This is a genomic window from Streptomyces sp. NPDC107471, assembly GCF_055582845.1.
In genome coordinates this window covers 1-22,652 of the sequence record NZ_JBVJPC010000015.1, presented here as the reverse complement: position 1 = coordinate 22,652, position 22,652 = coordinate 1, and the positions used below count along the sequence as shown (strand labels likewise).

25 protein-coding genes and 1 pseudogene are annotated in these 22,652 nt (G+C 69.1%); 16 read left to right on the top strand and 10 right to left on the bottom strand.

Annotation, left to right across the window (positions count from 1 at the left end):
* Positions 1-17: 17 nt before the first annotated feature.
* Genes ACZ66S_RS36270 through ACZ66S_RS36260 form a run of 3 tightly spaced genes read right to left on the bottom strand, consistent with a single transcriptional unit; the run spans position 18 to position 1,532 of the window.
* Positions 18-806: a rod shape-determining protein gene (locus ACZ66S_RS36270; protein ID WP_469905825.1), complete on the bottom strand. Its 789-nt coding sequence runs from the start codon at positions 804-806 to the stop codon at positions 18-20.
* On the bottom strand, positions 803-1,156 hold the full coding sequence (locus ACZ66S_RS36265) for a TraR/DksA family transcriptional regulator (RefSeq protein ID WP_469905824.1): 354 nt from the start codon (positions 1,154-1,156) through the stop codon (positions 803-805). Before ACZ66S_RS36265 ends, ACZ66S_RS36270 begins: the two co-directional genes overlap by 4 nt.
* A 49-nt stretch (positions 1,157-1,205) precedes the next feature.
* The gene (locus tag ACZ66S_RS36260) at positions 1,206-1,532 is read right to left on the bottom strand and encodes a TraR/DksA family transcriptional regulator (protein ID WP_469905823.1); all 327 of its coding nucleotides are present in this window, start codon (positions 1,530-1,532) and stop codon (positions 1,206-1,208) included.
* 355 nt (positions 1,533-1,887) lie between these two features.
* Between ACZ66S_RS36260 and ACZ66S_RS36255 the strand changes: the two genes are divergently transcribed.
* The 5 genes from ACZ66S_RS36255 to ACZ66S_RS36235 all read left to right on the top strand — a co-directional run bounded on the left by ACZ66S_RS36255 (position 1,888) and on the right by ACZ66S_RS36235 (position 8,837).
* Complete coding sequence (locus ACZ66S_RS36255) at positions 1,888-2,841, top strand: HAMP domain-containing sensor histidine kinase (RefSeq protein WP_469905822.1); 954 nt, start codon at positions 1,888-1,890, stop codon at positions 2,839-2,841.
* On the top strand, positions 2,838-3,503 hold the full coding sequence (locus tag ACZ66S_RS36250) for a response regulator (RefSeq protein ID WP_469905821.1): 666 nt from the start codon (positions 2,838-2,840) through the stop codon (positions 3,501-3,503). The genes ACZ66S_RS36255 and ACZ66S_RS36250 overlap by 4 nt, the downstream gene beginning before the upstream one ends.
* 517 nt (positions 3,504-4,020) lie before the next feature.
* Positions 4,021-6,282 (top strand): protein translocase subunit SecD, encoded by a 2,262-nt coding sequence (secD, locus tag ACZ66S_RS36245; protein ID WP_469905820.1) that lies wholly within the window; start codon positions 4,021-4,023, stop codon positions 6,280-6,282.
* 327 nt (positions 6,283-6,609) lie between these two features.
* Positions 6,610-7,017: a DUF3592 domain-containing protein gene (locus ACZ66S_RS36240; protein ID WP_469905819.1), complete on the top strand. Its 408-nt coding sequence runs from the start codon at positions 6,610-6,612 to the stop codon at positions 7,015-7,017.
* A gap of 503 nt (positions 7,018-7,520) precedes the next feature.
* Positions 7,521-8,837: a phytase gene (locus tag ACZ66S_RS36235; RefSeq protein WP_469905818.1), complete on the top strand. Its 1,317-nt coding sequence runs from the start codon at positions 7,521-7,523 to the stop codon at positions 8,835-8,837.
* Between the two features lie 252 nt (positions 8,838-9,089).
* Here the strand turns inward: ACZ66S_RS36235 and nhaA are convergent, their stop codons facing one another.
* The 3 genes from nhaA to ACZ66S_RS36220 form a co-directional block, all read right to left on the bottom strand.
* On the bottom strand, positions 9,090-11,009 hold the full coding sequence (gene nhaA / locus ACZ66S_RS36230) for a Na+/H+ antiporter NhaA (RefSeq protein ID WP_469905817.1): 1,920 nt from the start codon (positions 11,007-11,009) through the stop codon (positions 9,090-9,092).
* 127 nt (positions 11,010-11,136) lie between these two features.
* Positions 11,137-11,604, bottom strand: coding sequence for a DNA-3-methyladenine glycosylase family protein (locus ACZ66S_RS36225; protein ID WP_469905816.1), 468 nt, complete (start codon positions 11,602-11,604; stop codon positions 11,137-11,139).
* Positions 11,601-11,813 (bottom strand): hypothetical protein, encoded by a 213-nt coding sequence (locus ACZ66S_RS36220; protein ID WP_469905815.1) that lies wholly within the window; start codon positions 11,811-11,813, stop codon positions 11,601-11,603. The genes ACZ66S_RS36225 and ACZ66S_RS36220 overlap by 4 nt, the downstream gene beginning before the upstream one ends.
* A gap of 494 nt (positions 11,814-12,307) precedes the next feature.
* Here ACZ66S_RS36220 and ctaD point away from each other — a divergent pair, with 494 nt between their 5' ends.
* The 4 genes from ctaD (at position 12,308) to ACZ66S_RS36200 (ending at position 15,868) form a co-directional block, all read left to right on the top strand.
* Positions 12,308-13,939: an aa3-type cytochrome oxidase subunit I gene (gene ctaD, locus ACZ66S_RS36215; RefSeq protein ID WP_469905973.1), complete on the top strand. Its 1,632-nt coding sequence runs from the start codon at positions 12,308-12,310 to the stop codon at positions 13,937-13,939.
* 180 nt (positions 13,940-14,119) lie between these two features.
* Positions 14,120-14,572, top strand: a complete 453-nt coding sequence (locus tag ACZ66S_RS36210) for a DUF5709 domain-containing protein (RefSeq protein ID WP_469905814.1) — start codon at positions 14,120-14,122, stop codon at positions 14,570-14,572.
* A gap of 242 nt (positions 14,573-14,814) precedes the next feature.
* Positions 14,815-15,561 carry a ferredoxin reductase gene (locus ACZ66S_RS36205; RefSeq protein WP_469905813.1) on the top strand — a complete coding sequence of 249 codons (747 nt, stop codon included), beginning with the start codon at positions 14,815-14,817 and terminating at the stop codon, positions 15,559-15,561.
* A gap of 10 nt (positions 15,562-15,571) precedes the next feature.
* Positions 15,572-15,868, top strand: a complete 297-nt coding sequence (locus ACZ66S_RS36200) for a DUF6510 family protein (protein WP_469905812.1) — start codon at positions 15,572-15,574, stop codon at positions 15,866-15,868.
* A 101-nt stretch (positions 15,869-15,969) separates the two neighbouring features.
* Here the strand turns inward: ACZ66S_RS36200 and ACZ66S_RS36195 are convergent, their stop codons facing one another.
* Together ACZ66S_RS36195 and ACZ66S_RS36190 are read right to left on the bottom strand one after the other, a co-directional pair.
* Positions 15,970-16,365, bottom strand: a complete 396-nt coding sequence (locus ACZ66S_RS36195; RefSeq protein ID WP_469905811.1) for a hypothetical protein — start codon at positions 16,363-16,365, stop codon at positions 15,970-15,972.
* Positions 16,366-16,616: 251 nt separating this feature from the next.
* Positions 16,617-17,292, bottom strand: a pseudogene (locus tag ACZ66S_RS36190) (MDR/zinc-dependent alcohol dehydrogenase-like family protein).
* On the opposite strand from ACZ66S_RS36190, the gene ACZ66S_RS36185 reads away from it, so the two are divergent.
* The 6 genes from ACZ66S_RS36185 to ACZ66S_RS36160 all read left to right on the top strand — a co-directional run bounded on the left by ACZ66S_RS36185 (position 17,291) and on the right by ACZ66S_RS36160 (position 20,607).
* A complete protein-coding gene (locus ACZ66S_RS36185) occupies positions 17,291-17,383 on the top strand; it encodes a GHMP family kinase ATP-binding protein (protein WP_469905810.1) in 93 nt (30 codons plus the stop codon). The pseudogene ACZ66S_RS36190 and the gene ACZ66S_RS36185 overlap by 2 nt on opposite strands.
* 51 nt (positions 17,384-17,434) lie before the next feature.
* Positions 17,435-17,887, top strand: coding sequence for an LmrA/YxaF family transcription factor (locus tag ACZ66S_RS36180; RefSeq protein ID WP_469905809.1), 453 nt, complete (start codon positions 17,435-17,437; stop codon positions 17,885-17,887).
* A 16-nt stretch (positions 17,888-17,903) separates the two neighbouring features.
* Positions 17,904-18,530 (top strand): TetR/AcrR family transcriptional regulator, encoded by a 627-nt coding sequence (locus ACZ66S_RS36175; RefSeq protein WP_469905972.1) that lies wholly within the window; start codon positions 17,904-17,906, stop codon positions 18,528-18,530.
* A 443-nt stretch (positions 18,531-18,973) separates the two neighbouring features.
* A complete protein-coding gene (locus ACZ66S_RS36170) occupies positions 18,974-19,381 on the top strand; it encodes a GNAT family N-acetyltransferase (RefSeq protein WP_469905808.1) in 408 nt (135 codons plus the stop codon).
* Positions 19,382-19,590: 209 nt separating this feature from the next.
* Positions 19,591-19,896, top strand: a complete 306-nt coding sequence (locus tag ACZ66S_RS36165; protein ID WP_469905807.1) for a DUF427 domain-containing protein — start codon at positions 19,591-19,593, stop codon at positions 19,894-19,896.
* Positions 19,897-20,127: 231 nt separating this feature from the next.
* Positions 20,128-20,607: a peroxiredoxin family protein gene (locus ACZ66S_RS36160; RefSeq protein WP_469905806.1), complete on the top strand. Its 480-nt coding sequence runs from the start codon at positions 20,128-20,130 to the stop codon at positions 20,605-20,607.
* 50 nt (positions 20,608-20,657) lie between these two features.
* On the opposite strand, the gene ACZ66S_RS36155 is transcribed toward ACZ66S_RS36160, so the two are convergent.
* Both ACZ66S_RS36155 and ACZ66S_RS36150 read right to left on the bottom strand, forming a co-directional pair.
* Positions 20,658-20,942 (bottom strand): GNAT family N-acetyltransferase, encoded by a 285-nt coding sequence (locus ACZ66S_RS36155; protein WP_469905805.1) that lies wholly within the window; start codon positions 20,940-20,942, stop codon positions 20,658-20,660.
* Between the two features lie 55 nt (positions 20,943-20,997).
* Positions 20,998-21,609, bottom strand: coding sequence for a sigma-70 family RNA polymerase sigma factor (locus tag ACZ66S_RS36150; protein ID WP_469905804.1), 612 nt, complete (start codon positions 21,607-21,609; stop codon positions 20,998-21,000).
* 611 nt (positions 21,610-22,220) lie between these two features.
* Between ACZ66S_RS36150 and ACZ66S_RS36145 the strand changes: the two genes are divergently transcribed.
* On the top strand, positions 22,221-22,652 hold a 432-nt coding region (locus ACZ66S_RS36145; protein WP_469905803.1), incomplete at its 3' end, for an FAD-dependent oxidoreductase.

Below are 22,652 nucleotides of genomic sequence, written 5' to 3'. Positions count from 1 at the left end.
CACGCGCGCCCGGCGGTTCAGCGCTGGTGAGCTGTGGTGGAAGGGTGGTGGCGAACCGTGTGCAGGAGTTTCGCCGCGCCTCGTACCGCAGCCGTGTGCGGGGCCGGCACGGGCTGGACCGGCGCGTGCAGGCGGCCCGCGAGGTCGTAGGTGATGTCCGGTCGCAGCGCGCCACCGCCCGCGAGGAGCGGCCCCCGCCGGAGCGCGTCGAGCGTCTGCGAGGTGTGGTCCTGGTCCAGCATGCCGGTGACCATGGCGACGACCGCATCGGTGATCCGAGCGGGTGGGGTGAGGCTGTCCAGGTCGCCGGTCCCCAGGGCGGTGCAGCGGGCGTCGGTCACCGCGCCGTCGGCGAGGAGGGTGACCTCGGTGAGGTGGGCGCCGAGGTCCACGACGAGGAGCGGGCGGGTCAGGTCGGCTTCGGCCGTCACCGCCACGGCACGCGCGGTGGGGACGGTGAGGACGGTGCGCGGGCGCAGGACCTCGACCGCGGTGCGGGCTTGAGCCCGGTAGGCGACACCGCCCAGGACGGGCGTGGTCAGGATGAGCAACGGGCGGCCGAAGCGGGGGAGTCGGTGGCGGAGCAGCCGGTCGAGCAGCCGGGCCGTCGCGGGGACGTCGACGATCGTCCCGCGTTGGACGGGATGGATGGCGCCGGGGCCCGCCGAGGTCACGGTGGGCACGTCGAGGATCGTGCGGCGTGCGGAGATCCGGGCGCGGGTGCGGGCGCTGCCCAGGTCGATCGCGATGCCGGTGCACTGCCGGCACGAGGGCCACGAGCGGTGCAGGTCCACAGCCGTGTTCACCGGTAGGCCTCCCTGACCTGCTGGCAGCGGGCACAGTAGCGGGCCTGCGGCACGATCATCAGGCGCTCGCGGGCGATGGGCCCGCGGCACAGGTGACAGGCGCCGTAGCGGCCCTGGTCCATGCGGTCGAGAGCGGCTTCGACGTCGGTCAGGACCATGCGGGCGGAGGCGGCGAGTCTGACGCGTACCTCGATGTGGGCGGCGCCCAGCCGTTCGGGTGCGGCGTCGGCCGAGAGCTGCTGGAGCTGTTCGCGGCGGAAGAGCCGTTGTTCGTGCAGGTTCTCGCGCAGCGCGGCGAAGTCCTCGATCGTCAGCGCGGTGTTGCGGTCGTCGATGGTCTGGTGGTTCACCGAGTCACCCCCTGGACAGGACGGACGAGGGAGAGCGGACGTACGCCGGTCAGCCGGCACTGCGCTGGCAGGGCACGCAGAGCGGTGTGTAGGGCAGGATCTCCAGGCGCTCGACCGGGATCGGCTTGGAGCAGGTGAGGCAGACGCCGTAGGTGCCGTCCTGGACACGGGCGACGGCGGCCTCGACCTCTGTGAGGACGCGCCGGACGGTGTCCTTCTGGGCCGACATCACCTGTTCCTCCGCTTCGGGTCCGGCTTCGCCGATGGCCCGGAGCTGGGTGAGGCGGGAGGCCCGTTCGTGCTGAAGGCGCTGGAGGGCCTCGTGCGGGGTCAGCCGCTCACGGGGGACTTCGGTCTGGGACGTGTCGAGCGCCATGACGGTCCTTCTTTCACGAGGAGGTCGGGTCTGCCGGGCAGGCGGCAGTGGTCGGGGCGGGAGCCCGGGGGAGTGATGGTGGTCGGTCGGTCTCGGGTCGTGCCTCCACCGTGACGGCATCGCCGGGCAAAGCCCATCGGGCGCGATACCCATCTGTGGCGCGGCCCGGGACCCACCGCCGCGTGGGCAGGCCGGCCGAGGGAAATGGGCATTGGAGCCCATCGACGGGCGCGGCCTCCGGCGGGCAACCTGGACAGCAGGCCGGTCAGGACCGGTCGACGCAGCTCATGCTCGGGACACGAAGTGACCGACAGTAGAGGCAGAGCCGTGTCTCACGAGGAAAGGCGTCGTCCGGATGTCCCTGTTCTGGCGGATCTTCGCGCTCAACGCGGTCGTGCTGGGAAGCGCCACCGCGCTGCTGCTGTGGGCTCCGGTGACCGTCTCCGTGCCGGTGGTGCTGACCGAGGCGGTCATTCTCGTGGCCGGCCTGGTGGTCATGCTCGTCGCCAACGCCGCCCTGCTGCGTATCGGCCTGGCCCCGCTGGACCGGCTCACGCGCCTGATGACCACCGTCGACCTGCTGCGCCCCGGGCAACGCCTGCCGGAAGGCGGCAGGGGCGAGACCGCCGAACTGATCCGCACCTTCAACGCCATGCTCGAACGCCTCGAGCACGAAAGGGCATCGAGCAGCGCCCGCGCCCTGTTCGCGCAGGAGGCCGAGCGCCGTCGCATCGCGCAGGAACTGCACGACGAGGTGGGCCAGAGCATGACCGCGATCCTGCTGGTCCTGGAACGGGTCGCCGACGAGGCACAAGAGCCCCTGCGCGGTGAACTGCGCCAGACGCAGGAGATCACCCGGGGGAGCCTGGACGAAGTACGGCGTCTCGTACGACGGCTGCGACCGGGCGTACTTGAGGATCTCGGCCTGGTCAGCGCTCTGACCTCGCTGACCAGCGAGTTCGCCACCCATGTAGGGCTGCGTGTGGTGCGCCGCTTCGAGGCCGGCCTGCCCATGTTGGAGCAGCAGACGGAGCTGGTGCTGTACCGCGTAGCCCAGGAAGCGCTGACCAACGCGGCCCGTCACGCCGAGGCGCGCCAGGTCGAGGTGGGTCTGCACCACACCGACGAGGCGGTGGTGCTGTCCGTGGCCGACGACGGCCGCGGCACCGGAGCCGCCCCGGAAGGGGCCGGGATGCGCGGAATGCGCGAGCGGGCCCTGCTGATCGGGGCCACCCTGGATGTCACCTCGAAGCCCCAGGCCGGTACGACACTCCGGCTGACCGTGCCCCTCCCCAGGAAGCAGCCATGACCACGCCCCACACCTCCGTGATCCGCATCCTCCTCGCCGACGATCATGCGCTGGTACGACGCGGGGTGCGGCTCATCCTCGACCGGGAGCCGGATCTCGAGGTCGTCGCCGAGGCCGGGGACGGCGCGGAAGCCGTCGAACTGGTCCGTACCCACGAGGTCGACCTGGCGGTGATGGACATCGCCATGCCCCGGATGACCGGCCTGCAGGCCACCCGGGAGCTTCTCGCGCTGAAGCCGGGAGTACGGGTGCTGATGCTGACGATGCACGACAACGAGCAGTACTTCTTCCAGGCGTTGAAGGCCGGCGCCGGCGGATACGTGCTGAAGTCCGTGGCCGACCGCGACCTGGTGGCGGCGTGCAGGGCCGCCATGCGGGACGAGCCGTTCCTGTACCCGGGCGCGGTCACGGCGCTGATCCGCAACTATCTCGACCGCGTCCGCCACGGCGAGGAGCCGCCCGAGCAGGTGCTCACCGCGCGCGAGGAGGAGGTCCTCAAACTCGTGGCCGAGGGGCACTCCTCCAAGGAGATCGCCGAGATGCTCTTCATCAGCATCAAGACCGTCCACCGCCACCGGGAGAACCTCCTGCACAAGCTCGGCCTTCGGGACCGGCTGGAACTCACGCGCTACGCGATCCGTGCCGGCCTCATCGAGGCCTGAGCGAGCCGGCCGTCACTGACGGGGGAGGGGAGAGGGGAGATGGCCGATTCCGTGGACGCCCGTGTACGCGTACGGCGGTCCGGGACGGCAGCGGTGTGGGCCGTCCTGCTCACTGTCGTCCTCACCCTGCTCGGTTCCCCCGCCTTCAGTGGCGAGCACTCCCACGCAGCCGGTGGCCGTGTGCTCGCGGCGGTGTCGCAGCACGGGGAGCCTCACGACGACAGCGCTGCCCCGACCGTGGCGGCCGCCGTCGCGGTGCGCAGCCATGGGGATGCCACCGCTGAACGACACGCCCCAGTTGGCTTCGTCCAGGATTCCCCGACCGGAACGCGAGGCGGCCTCGGCCCCGAGCAGCCCCCGCTTGCGGCGGACGGGCCGCCCGTATCGGACCATCCGGCACACCCTCACGGGATCAGGGCACCACCTGCGCCTTCCGGCACCTGAACCTGTCCCTTCTCCTTTTCTCTCCCGGCCGCAGCCACCGTGGCGGCCGGGGTGTGCCTGCCGGAGGCCCGTTGTGACCCGATCCGCGCGCATCAGAGGGCTGGTCGCCCTCGCTGCCGTCGCCCTGTCCCTGTACGTCGCGCTCACCGTGCCCGTCCACCTCGGACTCGATCTGCGGGGCGGTACCCAGATCGTCCTGGAAACCCGCCCCACCGCCGATACCGATACCCGTCCTGCTTCAGACGGCGCCGATGATGACGGCGCCAGCGAGGCAACGGATCGCACGGTGGAGGTGCTGCGCGGCCGTATCGACGCGCTCGGTGTCGCCGAACCCACCATCGCGCGGTCCGGCAGCGACCGGATCGTCGTCGAACTGCCCGGCGTGCAGGACCCCCGCAAGGCGGCCGACGTACTCGGCCGCACCGCCCAGCTCACCTTCCACCCGGTCCTCGGCACCACGTCCGGCGACGACGACCTGCCCACCCCGCTGCCCAAACGTCCCCGAGAGCAGGTGCTTCCCGACGAGTCCGGTCAGCACCTGCGCCTGGGGGCGGCCGCGCTGACCGGCAAGGACGTCGAGAAGGCGGCCGCCCTCTTCGACCAGCAGGGCGGCGGCTGGCATGTCACCGTCGACTTCGAGAAGACGGGCGAGAGGGGCTGGTCCCGTCTGACAGGGGAGGCGGCATGCCACCCGGCCGGCGACCCGTCCCGCCGCGTCGCCATTGTCCTCGACGGCAAGGTCATCTCCTCACCCCAGGTCGACCCGTCCGTGTCCTGCGGGTCCGGGATCGGCGGCGGCTCCACCCGGATCACCGGGAGCTTCGGCGACAGCGAGGCCAAGGAACTGTCGCTGCTCATCAACGGCGGGGCACTGCCGGTGCCGGTCGAGACCGTCGAGCAACGCACCGTCGGCCCCACCCTGGGCGCCGAAGCCATCACGGCCAGCGCCTGGGCCGCCGCCCTCGGCACCACGGTGACCGGGCTGTTCATCATCGCCGTCTACCGCATCCTGGGCGCCCTCGCCGTCGTGGCACTGCTCTGCTACGGCCTTGTCTCCTACGCGGCTCTCGCAGCCCTCGGTGCCACGCTCACGCTGCCCGGTCTCGCCGGATTCGTGCTGGCCATCGGGATGGCGGTCGACGCCAACGTGCTCGTCTTCGAACGGGCCCGGGAGGAGTACGCCCTGCGGGACCGGCCCACTCCGCGATCGGCCCTTGCCGCCGGGTTCCGCGGGGCTTTCAGTGCCGTCGCCGACTCCAACATCACCACGTTGATCGCCGCCGGACTGCTGTTCTTCCTCGCCTCCGGCCCGGTGCGGGGATTCGGCGTGACGCTGGGCATCGGCGTGCTCGCCTCCATGCTGAGTGCTCTGGTCATCACCCGGGCTCTCGCCGACCTTGCCGTCGCCCGACCTGCTCTGCGCCACCGCCCCCGACTGACCGGCATCGCCCACACCGGGGTCGTACGCGAGCGCCTCAGTCGTACCGGCCCGAACCTGATGCGCCACCCGCGCAGATGGCTCGCCGTCTCGGCCGCCGCCCTGGTCCTGGCCGCCTCCGGCATCGTCGTGCGCGGGCTCGACCTCGGCGTCGAGTTCACCGGCGGCCGCCTCATCGCCTACAGCACGACGACCCCCGTCGACGCCGACCGGGCCCGTAGCGCGCTCGCTGACGCCGGTTTCCCCCGAGCCGTCGTCCAGACCTCCGGGGAACATCAACTCACCGTACGGACCACCCAGTTGACCAACACCGAAGCGGCGGCCGTCACCGCCACGGTCGCCGACGTGGCACACGGAGCGCAGAAGGTCCGCGACGAATCGATCGGGCCCAGCCTCGGCAAGGAACTGCGCCACGGCGCCCTCATCGCGCTCGCCGTCGCCCTCGGTGCCCAACTCGTCTATCTCGCGGCACGGTTCCGCTGGTTGCTGGGCACCTCCGCGGTCGCCGCCCTCGCCCACGACGTCGTGATCCTCGTGGGCATCTTCGCCTGGCTCGGCAAGCCCGTCGACGGCGTCTTCCTGGCCGCGCTGCTGACCGTCATCGGGTACTCCGTCAACGACTCCGTCGTCGTCTTCGACCGGATCAGGGAACTGACCGGCCGCACGAAGGGGAAGCCCTTCGCCGACATCTCCAACCAGGCTCTCCTCCAGACCCTACCCCGCACGGTGAACACCGGTATGGGCGCCGCGTTCATCCTCACCGCACTGGCCGCCCTCGGCGGTGACACCCTGACCGACTTCGCCCTCGCCCTCCTCATCGGCTGCGCGGTGGGCACGTACTCCTCGATGTTCACGGCCACACCTCTGGCCGTCGAACTGGACAGGCGCCGGAGGTAGCTGGTTGGCGCGGGAGTCGGTGGCGGCTCGAGTTGAAGGGCGAGGAGCGGGACTCGGATTCGGCCCACCGCGACGCGCGCAGTGAAGTGGACGTTGCAGTCAGCCGAAAATTCGTGTCGGCCACTCCCTTGGTGTGCCACGCCATCGACGATGTTGCTGGTGATCGGCCCGTCGGGCGCACACAAGTCACCCTTGCCCGGTGCCGGTCTGCTCCGGGCTCTGGACTGCGGCGAGGTCGCTCTACCGGGCTGTGCCAATTGCCCGCATCTGCGCCTGACGCCGATCGGAGGCGGCCTGTCGCACCGAGGGGCGCTGTAGCCTGCCTGCGTGAACTTGGACCAGTTCGTCACAGCGTCCTTCATCCCTGTGTCGGTGGGGTTCTCGGGTTGGTCCTTCGTGAAGGCGTGGACCAACTTCCGCCTCCTTACCCGAGGCCGGTGGATTGAGGCGGAGATCGTCCATGTCAGGGCGGACACGGACGGCGACGGCGACCCCCGTTTCTATCCCGAGGTCGCCTACACCCCTCCGGACAGCGATGAGGTCAGGGTCGAATCCAAGGTCGGTCGGCTGTATCCGATCGACTACCCAACGCAGATACGCGTCCGGTACGACCCATGCAAGCCCAGACGTGCCCGTCTGCAAGGCTACGGCGAACCTGGCCTGTTCGTATGTCTGCTGGGCGGGGTCGGAATGGCGTTCCTCGCTGTGGTGCTGTTCATGGACCTCTTCGCCTGACGATCTTCGGCATCCCCTAGCCGCCGACACTGGCTCAGGAACAGGTTCTCGACCGGGCCGACATGGCTCCTTTGGTCGTGTTGACCTGACACTTTGACGACACTTCCTAGGGAAACAGCGCGAACGCGGCTAATCGGCAGCACTGGCCGGGACGCTCACCTTGTCCGCCACCAGGTCGCCAGGGAAGAGGACTTGACGGGTCGAGGCTCGACGCTTGCCCAACTCCCGAACCCCTCTCCCGCATCTCCGGTCTGGAGCGTTCGCTGTCGATTGCTCTCTGTGGGCACGGGAGGCACGCTGGCCGTTGTCCGGGTCCGGGCCGCGACCCCGATCATGCCCAGCGGACGAGGCGACCGACCCGACGTACGATCCGCTGTCCGGCGCGTCATTCACCTTGTGTACATGCGAGGTTGGGGTTACCGGTCGGTCGGCGGCTGCCGTGCCGACACGCACAGCACCCACGCTCTCGCAGGACCATTCACCCTCTCTCAGAGGAGATCCGCGTGACCCGCTCCCCGAGCGCCCGGTCGACCGTGCTGGCCGTGATCACCGTCCTCGCAGCGGCGGCGCTGGCCGTGCCGGCCCAGGCCGAAGGCCGCCACAGTGTCTCCGGCGATCCGCTGCCGTCCGTGGTGCCTCGCACGGAGACGCCGGTGCTGCACGACGATGACGAAGGCGGCAACGCGGACGCGGACGACCCCGCCATCTGGCGCAACGCCGCGGCTCCCGGCCGCAGCCTCGTCGTCGCGACCGCCAAGGAGGGCGGTCTGCGTGTCTACGACCTGGACGCGCGACTGGTGCAGTCGATAGCCGCGCCTGCGGCCGTCGGTGAGGACGATGCCCCGGGCCGGTTCAACAACGTGGACCTCCTCCACGGCGTGCGGCTCTCCTCGGGGAAGGCCGACCTGGCCGTCACCAGCGACCGTGGCCACGACCGGCTGCGTTTCTACCGCATCGACCGCGATCGCACGGGCGGTCCGCTGACCGACGTCACCGACCCCGCCTCGCCGTCGGTGTTCTCGAAGGACCAGGCCGAGATCAACGACCAGCGGACCGCCTACGGTTTGGCGACCTGGACGGACTCGGCGACCGGCAAGTCCTACGCCCTGGTCAGCCGCCGCGAGCGCACCAGCATCGCCCTCCTGGAGCTGCTGCCGGCCGCGGACGGCAAGGTCACGTACCGCAAGATCCGCACCCTGGACCTTCCCTCCGTCTTCCGACTGCCCGACGGCACCTCGTGGTCCGCGTGCGGCGAGCCCGGTGAGCTGCCGCAGGTCGAGGGCATGGTCGTCGACCCGGCCAACGGCATGCTCTACGCCGGCCAGGAGGACATCGGCATCTGGCGCGTGCGCGCCGACCTCACCGGCACACCGAAACTGATCGACAAGGTCCGCGAGTACGGTGTGCCCGGTGTCTACGACGAGGAGACCGAGGAGTGCACGCCGGGCGCCGACCCCGGCTACGGTGGCTCGAAGATCTCCGCGGACGTCGAGGGCCTGACGCTGCTCACCGAGTCCGACGGCGACGGCTACCTTCTCGCCTCCAGCCAGGGCGACAACACCTTCGCCGCCTACGACCGCGAGCTGAAGGACGCCAACGAGTACGAGGGAGGCTTCCGCGTCACGGCTGCGAGCGACACCCTCGACGGCTCCGAGGAGTGCGACGGCGCAGCGGTCCTGAACGCCCCGCTCGGCTCCCGGTACCCGAACGGCCTCCTCGTCGTCCAGGACGGCCACGACGCTCCCGGCGACGGCGACCGCGACTCAACTAACTTCAAGTTCGTCGACCTCGGCAAGGTCATGAACGCCCTGGACGACTGACCCGCGACCGGCGGGCCTTTGCGGTGTCTGGCCATGAGGCCCGCCACTCACCACCTGCACCAGCCTCTGCTCCGTCCACGAGGACGATCAGAGTGCGTGACGTAGGGGGGTGAGCCGCGTCGCCGCCCCGTACGCGGACCACACGACTGCATGGCCGAGCCGCTGGCCGGCCCTTGGCCCCGGTGCCCGGTCGCGGCCTCCTCGCTGCACTACCTGGATGCCGACATGACCGGCCGTCTGGCCTTTCGGCCCCTACCGCGCGCTCCGCAGACGCCCCTGCCGGGGGTCTCGTGCAACGGCGGCCCGCTCCCGCGCCGTGCGCACAGCCGCCGTCAGGTTCGCGATGTCGTAGGCGCCGTGGTGGCGGCGGCCGTTGATGAAGAACGTAGGGGTCCCCGCGACCCCGCTGAGGTCGGCGCTCTCCACGTCCTCCGCGACGCGGTCGGCGCCGACCCTGCGCCTCACGTCGGCGCGGAAACGGTCCATGTCCAGCCCGATGGTCTCGGCGTGGGCGGACAGGTCGGCGAGGGTGAGGCTGCTCTGGTGGGTGAGGAGGAAGTCGTGCATCTCCCAGTAGGCCCCCTGGTGCGCGGCGGCCTCGGCCGCCTCTGCGGCGATCTGAGCGTGCGGGTGGATGTCGGCGAGGGGGAGGTGCCGCCATACGTAGCGCACGTCGTCACGGCCGCGGAGGAGGTCTCGGACCACCGGTTCGGCCAGGCCGCAGTAGCGGCACTCGTAGTCGCCGTACTCGACGATGGTCACCGCCGCCGACTGGGGCCCCCGCACGTGGTCGCGAGCGGGGTCGACCGGCACGGCCAGGTCCACGATGGTCTCCGCCCTGCCGATGCGCGCGCGAAGCCGGGCCGGGTGCGGCAGCAGGTTGACCATCCCGGTGATGACCCAGCTCAGGGCGAACGAGACGACCACGGCGCCCAGCACCCCCGCCTTTGCCTCGTCGAGGTCGGCGCCGGCAAAGGCACGTGAGGCGATGAGCAGCGAGACCGTGAAGCCGACACCGGCCAGCGCGCCGCCGGAGGCGACCGCGCCCCATCCCGCCGGAGGCCTGACGCGTCCGCGGCTCAGGCCGGTCGCCGCGACTGACGCGCCCAGGATCCCGATGGGCTTGCCCACCACGTACGCGACGAAGATGCCGAGGGTGACAGGGGACGTGACTGCCCGGCCGAGCAGACCGGAATCGATGACGATCCCCGCGTTCGCCAGCGCGAACAAGGGGACGATCACGTAGCTCGACCAGGGGTGGAAGAGCCGCTGCATGCGTTCGTTCGGGGAGAGGGCCGAGGCGAGGCCCTCCCGCACCACGCGCGCGGCCTCGGGCGTGGGTTGCTCGCGGAAGCGGCGGAAGAGCCCGCTGGTGCGCTCCAGTTCCCCGCGCGAGGCCGGGCCCGCGTAGGTGAGCAGGCCCATCGCGAGACCGATGATGACCGGATCCACTCCGGATCGGGCCAGCGCGGCCCACGCGGCGAGCGCGAGGATCGCGTACACCGGCCCCCGATGTACTCCCAGACCGCGCGCGAGCAGTACCACTGCGAACAGGCCCACGGCCGCAAGCAACGACACGACCCTGATGTCGCTGCTGTAGGCGGTCGCGATGACGACCAGGGCCAGGAGGTCGTCGACGACGGCGGTGGTCAGGATGAAGACCCGCAGTCCGGCCGGCAGGCGGGCGCCGAACGTGGCGAGCATGCCGAGGGCGAAGGCGGTGTCCGTCGACATCGCTGCTCCCCAGCCGTGCGCCGACGGCTGCCCGGCGTTGAAGGCGAGGTAGATCGCGATCGGGACGAGCATCCCGCTCACCCCGGCGGCGAGGGGGAGTGCGAGGCGCTTGCGCTCCCGCAGTTCGCCCATGTCGAACTCGCGCCGGGCCTCAAGGCCGACCACGAAGAAGAACACCGTCATGAGGCCGTCGTTGACGAACTCGTGCAACGAAAGCGAGGCACGGTACGGGCCGGCCTGCAGGGCGAGGTGTGCGCTCCAGAACGACTCGTAGTGTGCCGGCGCGGTGTTCGCCCACACCAGGGCGGCGACAGCGGCCGCCAGGAGTACGACGGCACTGGCGACCTCGGTGTGCAGGAAGGCGCGCAGCGGGGAGCGGGCGGCGTCTGCGCACAGTGACTGGCCGGAGAAGGCGGGAGGATCGGACGAAAGGTTCATGGCACCGACTGGGGGAGTGGAGGGACGCGGAGAAAGCGGGGTCCGGGAGGGGGCGGTCCGGTGCGTTGCGCCGGACGCTCGGCCTGCCGTGTCCCGGGGGCGCCGGCCCCGGTGCGGGCGACCCGGTTCATTGTGTCGTCCCGAGTGTTCGGCGTGCACGGTCGCCCTGCCTCTCCGCGAAGGCGAGGAGCGTCGAGAGCGAGGCCCACAACAGGGCCGCGGCGTAGGTGTGGCGAGGGGACCAGGGAAGGGCGCGGCGCCGGGTCTCCTCGATCCCGGGTACGGCGTCGAGCTGCCAGGCGCGCTCGATCGCCCGGCGGATGCCGATGTCCCCTGCGGGCAGGACGTCCGGGCGTTTGAGCTGGTGGACGAGGAGCATCTGGGCGGACCGGATGCCGGCGCCCCGCACGGCGGTCAGGTCCGCGAGGGCGGTGGCGTCGTCGACGTCGGCCATGTTCTCCAGATCGACGGCGCCCTGCGCCTGCCGCCGGGCAAGGTCGTGCAGGTGGGACGCCTTGGCCCGGGACAGCCCGCAGGCCCGTAGCCGGACCTCGGACAGGGCGAGCAGCCCGCCCGGGGTGACCCCGCCGCTCATCGACGCCGAACCCGCCCGAAGATCGTCAGGGCCGCCGCGACGGAGATCCGCCGGCCGACGATGTGGAGGGCCATCGCGGCGAGGTCGGACGACGCCGGGTGGCCGCACTCCTGCCAGGTGAACGGTTCAGGTCGGCCGACGCTCCCCACCAGCCGTCGCAGCACGGGATCCGCCGCGGCCAGGTGTCCGTAGGCGGTTGCGAGGGACATGGCTGCTCCATGCGCTGTCGTGGTCGAAGGACGGTGGGCCCGTCCCGGGCGCCGTCGGCGCTCCTCCTGCCTACCGGACGGACGTCGCCCCGGCACCTCGCGCCCATCTACACCACATTTACGCGGCGCACATTCCGCCGTGCGGCACCGCCTGCCGCGACCCGCCGCCGGCGCGGCCGCCGAGCGGGAAGAGCCGCCCATCCGGTCGAGCGTCGCACCCCGGCCGAGGACGTGTGGGTCGACGGTGCCTCGGCTGATGCCACAACCCGCAGCCACCCCCAAGATCTGTTCATCCGGCCCCCTGGAGCGAAGAGCAGCAACTACATCCGCCACCACCGCCAGGAGCTGCCCCGCCAGCCCCTTCACCCGCCGTAGACGGCACATGTATGCCGCGCTGCTTGATTCGCGCTCACGGCACGGCGAGCACGTCGTCGCGCCGCTCGATCGAACGCACGGAGGCGACGGTGGCGGAAGTACAGGTGGCCGACACGGCCATGGAGCGCCGACAGAGCGTAGGCGCGGGCAGAGCGGTGGTGGAGTGGCTGACCACTACCGACCACAAGAAGATCGGGACTCTCTATCTGACGACCTCGTTCGTGTTCTTCCTCGTCGGCGGAGCCTTCGCCCTCGTCATGCGCGCGGAACTCGCGCGCCCAGGCATGCAGTTCCTGTCCAACGAACAGTTCAACCAGGCCTTCACCGCGCACGGCACCATCATGCTCCTGATCTTCGCCACCCCCCTGTTCGCGGGGTTCGCGAACTGGATCATGCCGTTGCAGATCGGCGCTCCGGACGTGGCGTTCCCGCGGCTGAACATGTTCGCGTACTGGCTCTACCTCCTGGGCTCCCTGATCGTCCTGTCGGGATTCCTCACCCCCGACGGCTCCGCCCACTGGGGGTGGACCGGCTACGCGCCGTTGTCGAGCGCCCTGCGGTCGCCCGGCGTGGGCGGCGATCTGTGGATCATGGGCCTGACCCTGTCGGGCTTCGGGACCATCCTCGGCTCGGTCAACTTCATCACGACCATCATCTGCATGCGCGCGCCCGGCATGACCATGTTCCGCATGCCGATCTTCACGTGGAACGTCCTGCTCACCGCCGTTCTGGTCCTCATCGCCTTCCCGACGCTGGCAGCGGCCCTGTTCGCTCTGGAGGCGGACCGGAAGTTGGGCGCGCACGTCTTCGACGCGGCCAACGGAGGGCCACTGCTGTGGCAGCACCTCTTCTGGTTCTTCGGCCACCCCGAGGTGTACATCATCGCCCTGCCGTTCTTCGGCATCGTCACCGAGATCCTGCCCGTGTTCAGCAGGAAGCCGGTCTTCGGCTACATGGGCCTGATCGGGGCCACGATCGCCATCGCAGGCCTTTCGGTGACCGTCTGGGCACATCACATGTTCGTCACCGGCGGGGTCCTGCTGCCCTTCTTCGCGTTCATGTCGTTCCTGATCGCCGTCCCCACGGGCGTGAAGTTCTTCAACTGGATCGGAACGATGTGGAAGGGATCCCTGTCCTTCGAGACGCCGATGCTGTGGGCCACGGGCTTCCTCGTCACGTTCCTCTTCGGCGGCCTGACGGGGGTGCTGCTCGCCTCCCCGCCCCTGGACTTCCACGTCTCCGACTCGTACTTCGTCGTGGCGCACTTCCACTACACCGTCTTCGGCACCGTGGTGTTCGCCATGTTCGCGGGCTTCTACTTCTGGTGGCCCAAGTTCACGGGCAGGATGCTCGACGAGCGAATCGGGAAGATCCACTTCTGGACCCTCTTCGTCGGGTTCCACTGCACCTTCCTCGTCCAGCACTGGCTGGGCGCCGAGGGCATGCCGCGGCGCTACGCCGATTACCTGGCGGCGGACGGGTTCACCGCCCTGAACACCGTCTCGACGATCGGGTCCTTCCTGCTCGGTGCCTCCATGCTTCCGTTCCTCTACAACGTCTGGAAGACCTCGCACTACGCGCCGCACGTGACGGACAACGACCCCTGGGGATACGGCCGTTCGCTGGAATGGACCACCTCCTGCCCGCCCCCGCGGCACAACTTCCTGTCCCTGCCCACGATCCGCTCGGAGTCCCCAGCATTCGATCTGCGCCATCCCGATGTCCGGGCCCCGGAGCGGAGCGGGCGCTGACGTCGCTGGACCGGCGCCCCATCGGTCTGCGGACCAGCGCGGGGCGCGGTCGGCAGCACCTGGATGCCGGCTCGGCGACGTCGCGTAGATACCGCGTCCACTTCGGGACGCTTCGATGACAGGACCCGGCCATCGCAGCGGGACGGCGCGGGAGAAGACGACACGGCCCGGGAGGCCCTGATGACGGCAGCACATGACGCTTCGGCGTCGAGTGATCCAGCAGACTTCAACCCGTTGAGCCCCGAAGAGGAGTACGACGAGGACGAGCTCGGCGAGGACATCCTCGACGAGGGTTACTCGCCTCCCGAAAGGTCCATCGGGGTGTCCGAGTGGGGCCTGACCGCCAGAGAGGCGGCCTCCCACGAGGACCTGACGCACCGACTGAGGCGTGAGGTGCCCGAACTGAGCGCGCAGGACGAAGGCGACGGACTGGGCGACGCGTTCGACACCGACGGGGAACTCCTCGACGACCAGGTCGGCGACGAGCGCGCGGGCCGTCTGGTCGGCTGGGACACGGACGGCGACGTCGGCTTCGACGACGACTACACGGCGCGAGACGTCGGCATCGACGGCGGCGCAGCCTCGGCGGAAGAGGCAGCCATCCACGTCGTCCCCGATCGCGACCCCGAATGACACCTGCCCCGAGACGGACGGCCGGAGTCGATGTCGGGCCATGTGGCGAGCGACTGCCGTCACCGGCCGGCAGCACGGACAAGCCTCCTTCACACGCACCGCGCTCACGGCGCCCTCGCACCGGGTCCCCGACGTCCGTTGCATCTGCGGAAGTCCGCCACGTGGGTCCGCGGCATCGAACTGCGCGACGACGACACCCCGGGGTTCTGGGAGAACGCCGGCCATCACACCTACGGAGAACCATGGCGAGAGCAGCGGTAGTGGGGAGACTGGGCGACCGACTGCGATGGAGAGCGGCCGAGGTGACAGGACGGCATGTCGAGTCGCCGACCGCCGTCACCCTCACCTTGGACGTGCCGGGATGGCCCGGCCATCTCGCCGGTCAGCACGTGGACGTCCGCCTGACTGCGGAGGACGGCTACAGCACGCAGCGCAGCTACTCCATCGCGTCGGCCCAGGACGGCACCCGAGTGGAGCTGACAGTGCAGCGCATTGCCGACGGCGAGGTCTCGCCGTACCTGGTCGATGAGCTGGTTCCCGGCGACCGGCTGGAGCTCAGGGGCCCGGTCGGCGGTTGGTTCGTATGGCGGCCGGAGCAGCACGAGCCGGTCCTGCTGGTGGCCGGTGGGTCCGGACTGGTGCCCCTGATGTGCATGATCCGCGCCCGGCGTGCCGTCGGCAGCCGGGTCCCGTTCCGGCTGATCTACTCGCTCCGCTCACCACAGGAGCAGCTCTACGGCCCCGAGATGCAGCACGGCTGCCCCGGGCTGGACGTGACACGCATCTACACACGCGAGGCCCCGCAGGGGGCAGCGCGCCCCGCGGGCCGCATCACCCCGGAGGACCTGGCGCGCCACGGCTGGCCGCCGGACTTCGAGCCACTCGTCTACGTGTGCGGACCCACGGGCTTCGTCGAGAAGGCAGGCGCCTACCTGGTGCTGCTCGGGCATGCTCCCGAACGCGTGCGAACTGAGCGCTTCGGCGGCTGAGGAGGCAGAGATGACATCGCAGAACGAGGCGTCCGCCGACGTCGACGAGACCCACGTGGACGGCAACGCTCTCGCCGGGCCCCTTGCTGAGATCTTCGCCGTGGATCTGACCGCGGCGATCAGCCGGTGCGCCCACTGCGGTCGTACCGGGCCCGTCGCCGGACTCCTGGTGTACGCCCGGGCCCCGGGACTGGTCGCCCGGTGCCAGAACTGCGGACAGGTGATGATCCGCCTGGTGAGCACAGCGGGAACGAGCTGGCTCGACATGCACGGCGTCACCGTGCTGTCGATCCCCACGGGAGGCTGACCCACAGGCGCCGCGCTCTCCGGGCCTGTACCGCCCGGAGAGCGCGCGCCGCGGGTACGTGTGCGAGCCCGATCACTCGGCGCGGGGTCCGCACACAGCGCTCAGGGCCGCCATCCGATGCGTTCCTGCTTCACTGCGCAGAAGCCGAAGAACAGTGCGATGTCATCACCCGCGAACAATCCGCCCGCTGTGGGCTCCACTCCGATCGCTTCAGTACGCGACAGGTGTCCGACGAGGCGGAACATGCGCGCGTCCCGTTCCTCCGAACCGGCGTCGGGACTCGCCGCCGTCGCCCACACCGCGAACGCCGTCCGCTCAGGTTCCTCGTTGTCCCGGGTGAGCGTGCCCGCGACGTGCCGGAACACGCCGCGAAAGCCGGCGGACGCGCGGTTACGGGCGTGGATACTGACGCGGCTGTCGTCCCGGCCGATGAGGTGGGTTGCGACGCCCGCCGCGCGCTCCACGGCACGCGACCGGGTTCCTGGTCCGCTGGTCATATCGGCCTCCCTCAACTGTCCCGTGTCGTTGATGATCAGCGGCGCACGCCTCCGGAGCCCATAGCGGCTGTGGGTCTGGAGGTCTGGAGGCATGGAAGGTCACGTGCGGGTGTGGTGAGGCCCAGGAGCCCTGTGTGCTTGCAGGGGTCCGCCGTGTGGTACGGACTGCCACCAACCGGGGGGCATGACAGCCCTGCCCACGCGCTTGATACCGGTGCCTGAGAGGGCAGGTCGATCAACGTTGTGTGACCTTACGGACGAACGCGGATGATGGTCTTGCCCTTGACCCGCTCGGCCGGATTGAACGCGGCGACGGCCTCGTCGAGGGCTGATAGGCGCCGATGTTCGTCCGCAGCCGCCCGTCGCGCACGCCCCGGACGATCTAACCCAGTTGCGCGCGATCGGATTCGACGACGAAGTCGATCGCAAGGCCGTTGGCTGGCCGGACCTTGGGCGGCCCTATGTCTCCACCGAAGACGTCGAAGACCAGATCGACTCCGCCGATGTCTTGTCTTCCAACCTGTCCTTTTCGAGGTCGCCGAACTCCTGTGCGCCGTAGTCGAGCGCCGCCTGACGATGGGCAGCACGTCCCGTACGGATGACATGGGCACCGGCGTCCCGCGCTAGCTGGGGCACCATCGAACCGAGTCCGCCGGCCGCGCTGTGTACGAGGACGCTCTGCCCTACTTGCAGGCGGCCGTGCTGGAACAGCCCCTGCCAAGAGGTCATGCCTGAGATGGGCAGTCCTTGAGGCCGAACATCCGCTGCCCCACCGAAAGCCCGGTCGTGCCGTAGCCGAGCGCGGCTACTACTCCGACCGGCTCGTGTCTCGGGGACCGACAGTGTCCGGTCACGGCCGAGGCGGTCGGTCCACGAGGAAGGCCACGTGAGCTCGTCCGCGGTGAACCCCGACGCGAAAACCTCGATGAGGACGTCGTTGCCCGCGGGGGTCGGCCTTGGCAGCTCGGCCAGCGTCATCCCGGCAGCACTTGCCGTCATCAAGAAATGGACGAAATAGTCCAGTCACTGGCAGGGTGGGCCGGTGGTGTCGACTGGTTGGGAGGAAACGATGAGGACGCACATCGCGGAAGTCCTGGCGCGCGAGAGTGCTTGTCTGGCCGGGGTCACCGACAGGGTGAAGTTGGCGGACTGGCGCCGCCGGGTGGTCGGAGAACTCACGACCCCGTCGTCGCCGTACGTGTTGGCGCTGCGCGAAACAGGTGACATACGCGCGCGAGCCGACTTCCTCGAACAGTGGCGTGAGCTCATCGCGGAGGCGGTTGACCGGTTGCTGAAGTCCGGTGCCCCAGGGGGCAGGCACTGCACGTCGCACCGGACGCGACATGCCGATGTGGACGCCCAGAAGATCGCGGTGCTGATCCTTGCAGCGCTTCAGGGGGGCAGCACCTTGAGCCGGATCGCACGAGATCCTCGACCGCTCGACGCGGCACTCGACCTCGCGCTCGTGCCTTTGACGGCGACGAAGGACGACTTCCTGGACGGGGAGCGAGAGGACCGATAAGTAACATGAACTCGTGATGACGACCGCTGATTCTCACAACGGCAGACGCCTGACGGCGCGCGGCGCGAAGACACGAGCAAGGATCGTCGCCGCAGCGGCCGACCTGATGTACGTCAAGGGAGTCGGCACCACCACGCTTGACGACGTGCGGGCGGCGAGCGGGGTGAGCAAGTCGCAGTTGTATCACCACTTCGAGGGCAAGGATGCGCTCGTACGGGCTGTCGTCGACCACGTGGGGGAGTGGGTCATCGAACGCGAGCGCACGTCTCTCGGCCACGTTTCGACGATCCGGGGTCTACGACGATGGCGTGACGCGTTGGTGCAGAACAGCGCCCTTGAACATGGCGCCTACGGCTGTGCGCTCGGCTCGCTGGCCACCGAGGTCTCCGATCATGACGCGCTCGCACGACGAGCTCTGTCGCGGTTGTTCACGGAATGGCAGGGGCTCCTGGCCGGCGTGCTGCGACGGATGCAGGACCGCGGCGTACTCCCGCCCACGGCGTCGACCGACCAGCTCGCGACGGGACTCATGGCGGCCCTCCAGGGTGGCTACTTGCTGGCTCAGACGGCGCGCGACGTCACACCGATGGCAACTTCGATCGACATGGCGCTTGCGCACATCGAGAGTCTGTCCGCTGGTTGAGATCCCTCAATCAAGTCACGGACAAGGGCCCCTGACGCTTCGTCTGCATCAGAGTGCACGGCAGGCACGACTTCAGTTCATTAAGGGCCCGCCCGGGCTCGGGGCCGCGCAGTTGTTCAGGGCACGGAGGTCGTGTGCTCGTGGTCGCGTCATTCTGATCGTGCCTGCTTTTCCTCGCGCCAAGACTTCGGGACCTCGGTGTGCACGGCCGATCGCGGCCTGACGCAGCCCGTGAGCGAGAAACGTCCGCCCGTGGTCCGTAAGCGCGCGTCTCCAGTCGGTGGCCCGGTGCAGCTCTGATCCCGGCCTCTTTGAGAGGACGATATAGTCCATTCTACGATACGCTTCGGTTGTTGTATCGGCTGACACGCCTTGTGATTGGACCACAGAGTCCGAAGCGACGGGGTCTCAGCAGGAGTGAAGGCAAGGAGAGGAGCGGCTCGATGAGCAGCGAGGCGCAGGTGTCGGTGACCGAGCGACTGATCGACAACATCGATCGAGGCCGCTTTGAGCTCTACCGTGACCATGACCTGGTCGGTTGGCTCTACTACACCCACCTGAAGCCCAACCGGTACGCCCTTCGGCACACTGAAGTGGCGTCGAGTCATCACCACCAAGGAGTCGGGGGCACAATGGTGGGGCGAGTCTTCGACGAGATCCGCTCCCGCGAGGGCACCGTCACCGCGATCTGTCCGTTCGTGGTCGACTACCTCTCGCGAACCACCACCTACGCCGATCTGGTCGACCCCCGACACCCGGGCTACTCCGATCGCGCGGCCGCCGAGTCGGCGCTGGCCGGGGCCAGTGGGCAGACGGCTCCGACCCGTGATCACTCCCACTCCAGCTCCTGAGGTTGCTCTGCCCCGGCGGACTGCCCGGCGGTGTCAACCCACAGGTAAGACGCGGAGCCTCACTCGACACCAACCCTCTGCACGCACGCCGATGCCCAAACCGGCGCCGCGTGACCCGGAGCACCTGTGCACTGGTGGCTCCGGGCCAACGTGGTCGGCTGCGAAGGCGGTTGTGACCCCGGTATGGGGCATCACGAGGGGAAAGAGTCATGAAGGCACTGGTCGGCGAGACTGTCGTGGCGGAGGCTGCGAGCGAAGCGGTAGTTCGTATTGAGGGAAACACCTACTTCCCACCGGACTCCGTCACGGCTGACGCACTCCGCGACAGTCCGACCCCCTACACCTGTCCCTGGAAGGGGAAGGCCCAGTATCACGACGTCGTGGCCGGCGAGACGGTGCTCAGGGACGGGGCCTGGTCCTATCCGAACATCAGGGAGTCGGCGGTGACCCGTGTCGGTCGCGACTTCAGCGGCTACGTCGCCTTCGACGCGCGCGAGGTCAGAATCGAGAACTGATGCATCTCGCCGGCCGTCGTCACGTGCTCCGCCGGCACTCCGCTGGTCGGTCGCCTCCTGGTGAGCGTCGGTACAGAGGTGGCCGGCGGCTGTCTCGTCTCGTACATCGTCGACGCCCCAGCAGGCCGGACTGACTGGCCCCGGCGGCTTCGAGCCAAAGGTCATGCTCTGCCTCACCGTGGACGTCATCACCTTCGTCACGTCGACACGCCTGATCCCCAAGGAGAATCCATGGGCCTGTTGAACTCCGGTGCGGAATTTCCCGCCCTGAAGGTCAGTACTGTCGGAGGTGGCACTCTCGACATCCGTGAGGAACTCGCCGGTAGCTTCGGTGTCGTCCTCTTCTACCGCGGTTCGTGGTGCCCCTACTGCACCGCGCAACTCAGGGCCTTCCAACGTGTGAACGACCGATTCACGCAGGTGGGGGTCAAGGTCGTCGCGCTCTCCGTCGACGACGAGGCCACGACGAAGGAGCTTGTGGAGAAGCACAGGCTCACCTTTCCCGTGGCCCACAGCGCGGACGCCCACGCAATCGCCAAGGCAACCGGTGCCTTCCTCAACGACGACCCGGTGCACCTGCAGTCCACGGGCTTCGTCCTGGCTCCCAATGGCACCGTCATCACTGCCGTTTACTCCACCGGGGCGATCGGCCGACTCGTGCCGGAGGACGTCCTCGGCCTGGTCTCCTACCTCACAGAGCACATGGGCTGATCGCGCGGGCTCGTAGCGTCAGCCGGTTCAGTCACGGCGGCGGGACGCGGTCAGGAGGCCGACTGCCTCGCACTTGATGCAGGACAACGGACCGTAGCCTTCTGCTGTCTCTCTCGCAAGTCGTCAAGGGCCACCTGAATGAGGATCCGGGACAACCCCCGGCCACGACAGGTCTGGTCGACCTCGGTGTGACCCAGGACCCGCCGCTGCTCGACGACACAGTGAAACAGCGCTCCCACCTGCGCTCCGTCCACGTAGAGCGCGTACTGCTGACTCTCCGGTTCGTCGACGACCCGGACACGCTTTGCGCCGTCCTCGAACAACACCTCGGCCATGCCATCTCCCTTGACACGAACCCACCTGTTCCCCCGTCCCCAGGACGCGCGACCGTCACGATGCCTGGGACCCTCCACTCTTGTTTTGAGGCCGCAGCAGGCTGCGCAGTTGCTTCCGGCCCCGGTGGATGCGGGACATGACCGTGCCCACGGGGGTTCCCATGAAGTCCGCGATCTCCCGGTAACTGAACCCCTCGACGTCCGCCAGGTACACGGCAGTCCGGCGGACCGGTGGGACCCTGCTGAGGGCTGCCTTGAGGTCGGGGCTGGGCATGTGAGCCAAGGCGGCGGATTCCGCCGAGCCGAACGTCGTGTGGCCGTGTACGTCATGGTGGGGCAGTCGCTGTTCCTCGGTATCCGCTACGAGGTACTGGCGCGGGCGGCGCTGTTCCTTTCGGTAGGTGTTGATGTACTGGTTCACGAGGATCCTCCGGATCCACGCGGCGAAATTCGTTCCAGGGCGGTATTGATCGAACGACGCATACGCCCGCGTGTAAGCGTCCTGTACGAGGTCCTCTGCATCGGCCGGGTTTCGCGCCATCCTCCGGGCCGCAGCAAGCAGGGATCGCCGGTGTGCCAGTGCCTCCTGCTCGAACCGAGCGCGGCGTTCCGTACAGCTTTCGTTCTGACCCCCAGGTGAGAGCCGTTGAGGGGGAGGCGTCGCCACTGGCCCCTCCTCTCTGCGTCTGGCTGATACGTCAGCCGTGGATGCGTATGGGCACGTTGGACGCCGATCGCCGCCTGTTGCGGCATTACTGGGTTGGCGGCCCCATTCGGCTCGGTTCTTACTGGCCGGGAGTTCGACGTCACCGAGGGTGGTGCGCAAGCAGTGGCACCAGCGCGGGCTGGTGGCGATCCGCGACGCCGAGTAGACGCAGAATCGATCCTGATGGGTCTTGCTTGAAGCCAGATGGTGCGGGGCGCGCGCATCGCTCGGGCCGAGACGGGACGGAGCCACGACTCTGCGGGCTTCTCACAAGCGGCACGGCACGACGGCGACTGCCGGCCGTGCGTCGCGGACGGCGTCTTTCCGGGAGACACCGCGGCTGCGCGTCGTCGAGAAGGCTGCGCGGACGAGGTTTTCCCGACGCTGACGTCCTGTGCCGAGGAGGGCGATGACCCTGCCGGCGTGCATGGCCGTCACGGCGCCTCCGTGGCGGAATCGCTGCCTGTCGGCGACACATTCGACTGCGCCGCACGCGACGTCGCACCAAGGCGTGAAACCTCGTAGGCGGGGCTTCTCCATGCAAACAGACAACGTGAAAGGCAGGGGCCCCCATGGCGGAAGCCTCCGAAAGCTTCGATCTCGTAGTGCTCGGTGCCGGCAGCGCGGGGTACGCAGCCGCATTGCGCGGTGCCCAACTCGGCCTGCGCACGGCAATGGTCGAGAAGTACAAGCTGGGGGGCACCTGCCTGCACAACGGGTGCATCCCCACCAAGGCCCTGCTGCACGCGGGCGAGATCGCCGACCAGGCCCGCGACGCGGCGTTGTTCGGAGTCAGGGCCTCCTTCGAAAGCATCGACATGGCGTCCGTACAGCGCTACAAGGACGACACGGTCGCCGGACTCTGCCGAGGTCTGACCGGCCTGGTGAAGGCACGCGACATCACCTATGTCGAGGGTGAGGGCCGGCTGTCGTCGCCGACCTCCGTCGATGTCAACGGCCAGCGCATCCAGGGCCGCCACATCCTGCTCGCGACCGGCTCCGTG

Bases quoted from the DNA above. Each gene is read 5' to 3' on its own strand.
- ACZ66S_RS36165 (WP_469905807.1), top strand. From the start codon at position 19,591: ATGAAGGCACTGGTCGGCGAGACTGTCGTGGCGGAGGCTGCGAGCGAA.
- ACZ66S_RS36250 (WP_469905821.1), top strand. From the start codon at position 2,838: ATGACCACGCCCCACACCTCCGTGATCCGCATCCTCCTCGCCGACGAT.
- ACZ66S_RS36200 (WP_469905812.1), top strand. From the start codon at position 15,572: ATGACATCGCAGAACGAGGCGTCCGCCGACGTCGACGAGACCCACGTG.
- ACZ66S_RS36180 (WP_469905809.1), top strand. From the start codon at position 17,435: ATGAGGACGCACATCGCGGAAGTCCTGGCGCGCGAGAGTGCTTGTCTG.
- ACZ66S_RS36210 (WP_469905814.1), top strand. From the start codon at position 14,120: ATGACGGCAGCACATGACGCTTCGGCGTCGAGTGATCCAGCAGACTTC.
- nhaA (WP_469905817.1), bottom strand. From the start codon at position 11,009: ATGAACCTTTCGTCCGATCCTCCCGCCTTCTCCGGCCAGTCACTGTGC.
- ACZ66S_RS36260 (WP_469905823.1), bottom strand. From the start codon at position 1,532: ATGGCGCTCGACACGTCCCAGACCGAAGTCCCCCGTGAGCGGCTGACC.
- ACZ66S_RS36185 (WP_469905810.1), top strand. From the start codon at position 17,291: ATGAGGACGTCGTTGCCCGCGGGGGTCGGCCTTGGCAGCTCGGCCAGC.
- ACZ66S_RS36225 (WP_469905816.1), bottom strand. From the start codon at position 11,604: ATGAGCGGCGGGGTCACCCCGGGCGGGCTGCTCGCCCTGTCCGAGGTC.
- ACZ66S_RS36205 (WP_469905813.1), top strand. From the start codon at position 14,815: ATGGCGAGAGCAGCGGTAGTGGGGAGACTGGGCGACCGACTGCGATGG.
- ACZ66S_RS36195 (WP_469905811.1), bottom strand. From the start codon at position 16,365: ATGACCAGCGGACCAGGAACCCGGTCGCGTGCCGTGGAGCGCGCGGCG.
- ACZ66S_RS36170 (WP_469905808.1), top strand. From the start codon at position 18,974: ATGAGCAGCGAGGCGCAGGTGTCGGTGACCGAGCGACTGATCGACAAC.
- ACZ66S_RS36155 (WP_469905805.1), bottom strand. From the start codon at position 20,942: ATGGCCGAGGTGTTGTTCGAGGACGGCGCAAAGCGTGTCCGGGTCGTC.
- ACZ66S_RS36220 (WP_469905815.1), bottom strand. From the start codon at position 11,813: ATGTCCCTCGCAACCGCCTACGGACACCTGGCCGCGGCGGATCCCGTG.
- ctaD (WP_469905973.1), top strand. From the start codon at position 12,308: ATGGAGCGCCGACAGAGCGTAGGCGCGGGCAGAGCGGTGGTGGAGTGG.
- ACZ66S_RS36175 (WP_469905972.1), top strand. From the start codon at position 17,904: ATGACGACCGCTGATTCTCACAACGGCAGACGCCTGACGGCGCGCGGC.
- ACZ66S_RS36255 (WP_469905822.1), top strand. From the start codon at position 1,888: ATGTCCCTGTTCTGGCGGATCTTCGCGCTCAACGCGGTCGTGCTGGGA.
- ACZ66S_RS36160 (WP_469905806.1), top strand. From the start codon at position 20,128: ATGGGCCTGTTGAACTCCGGTGCGGAATTTCCCGCCCTGAAGGTCAGT.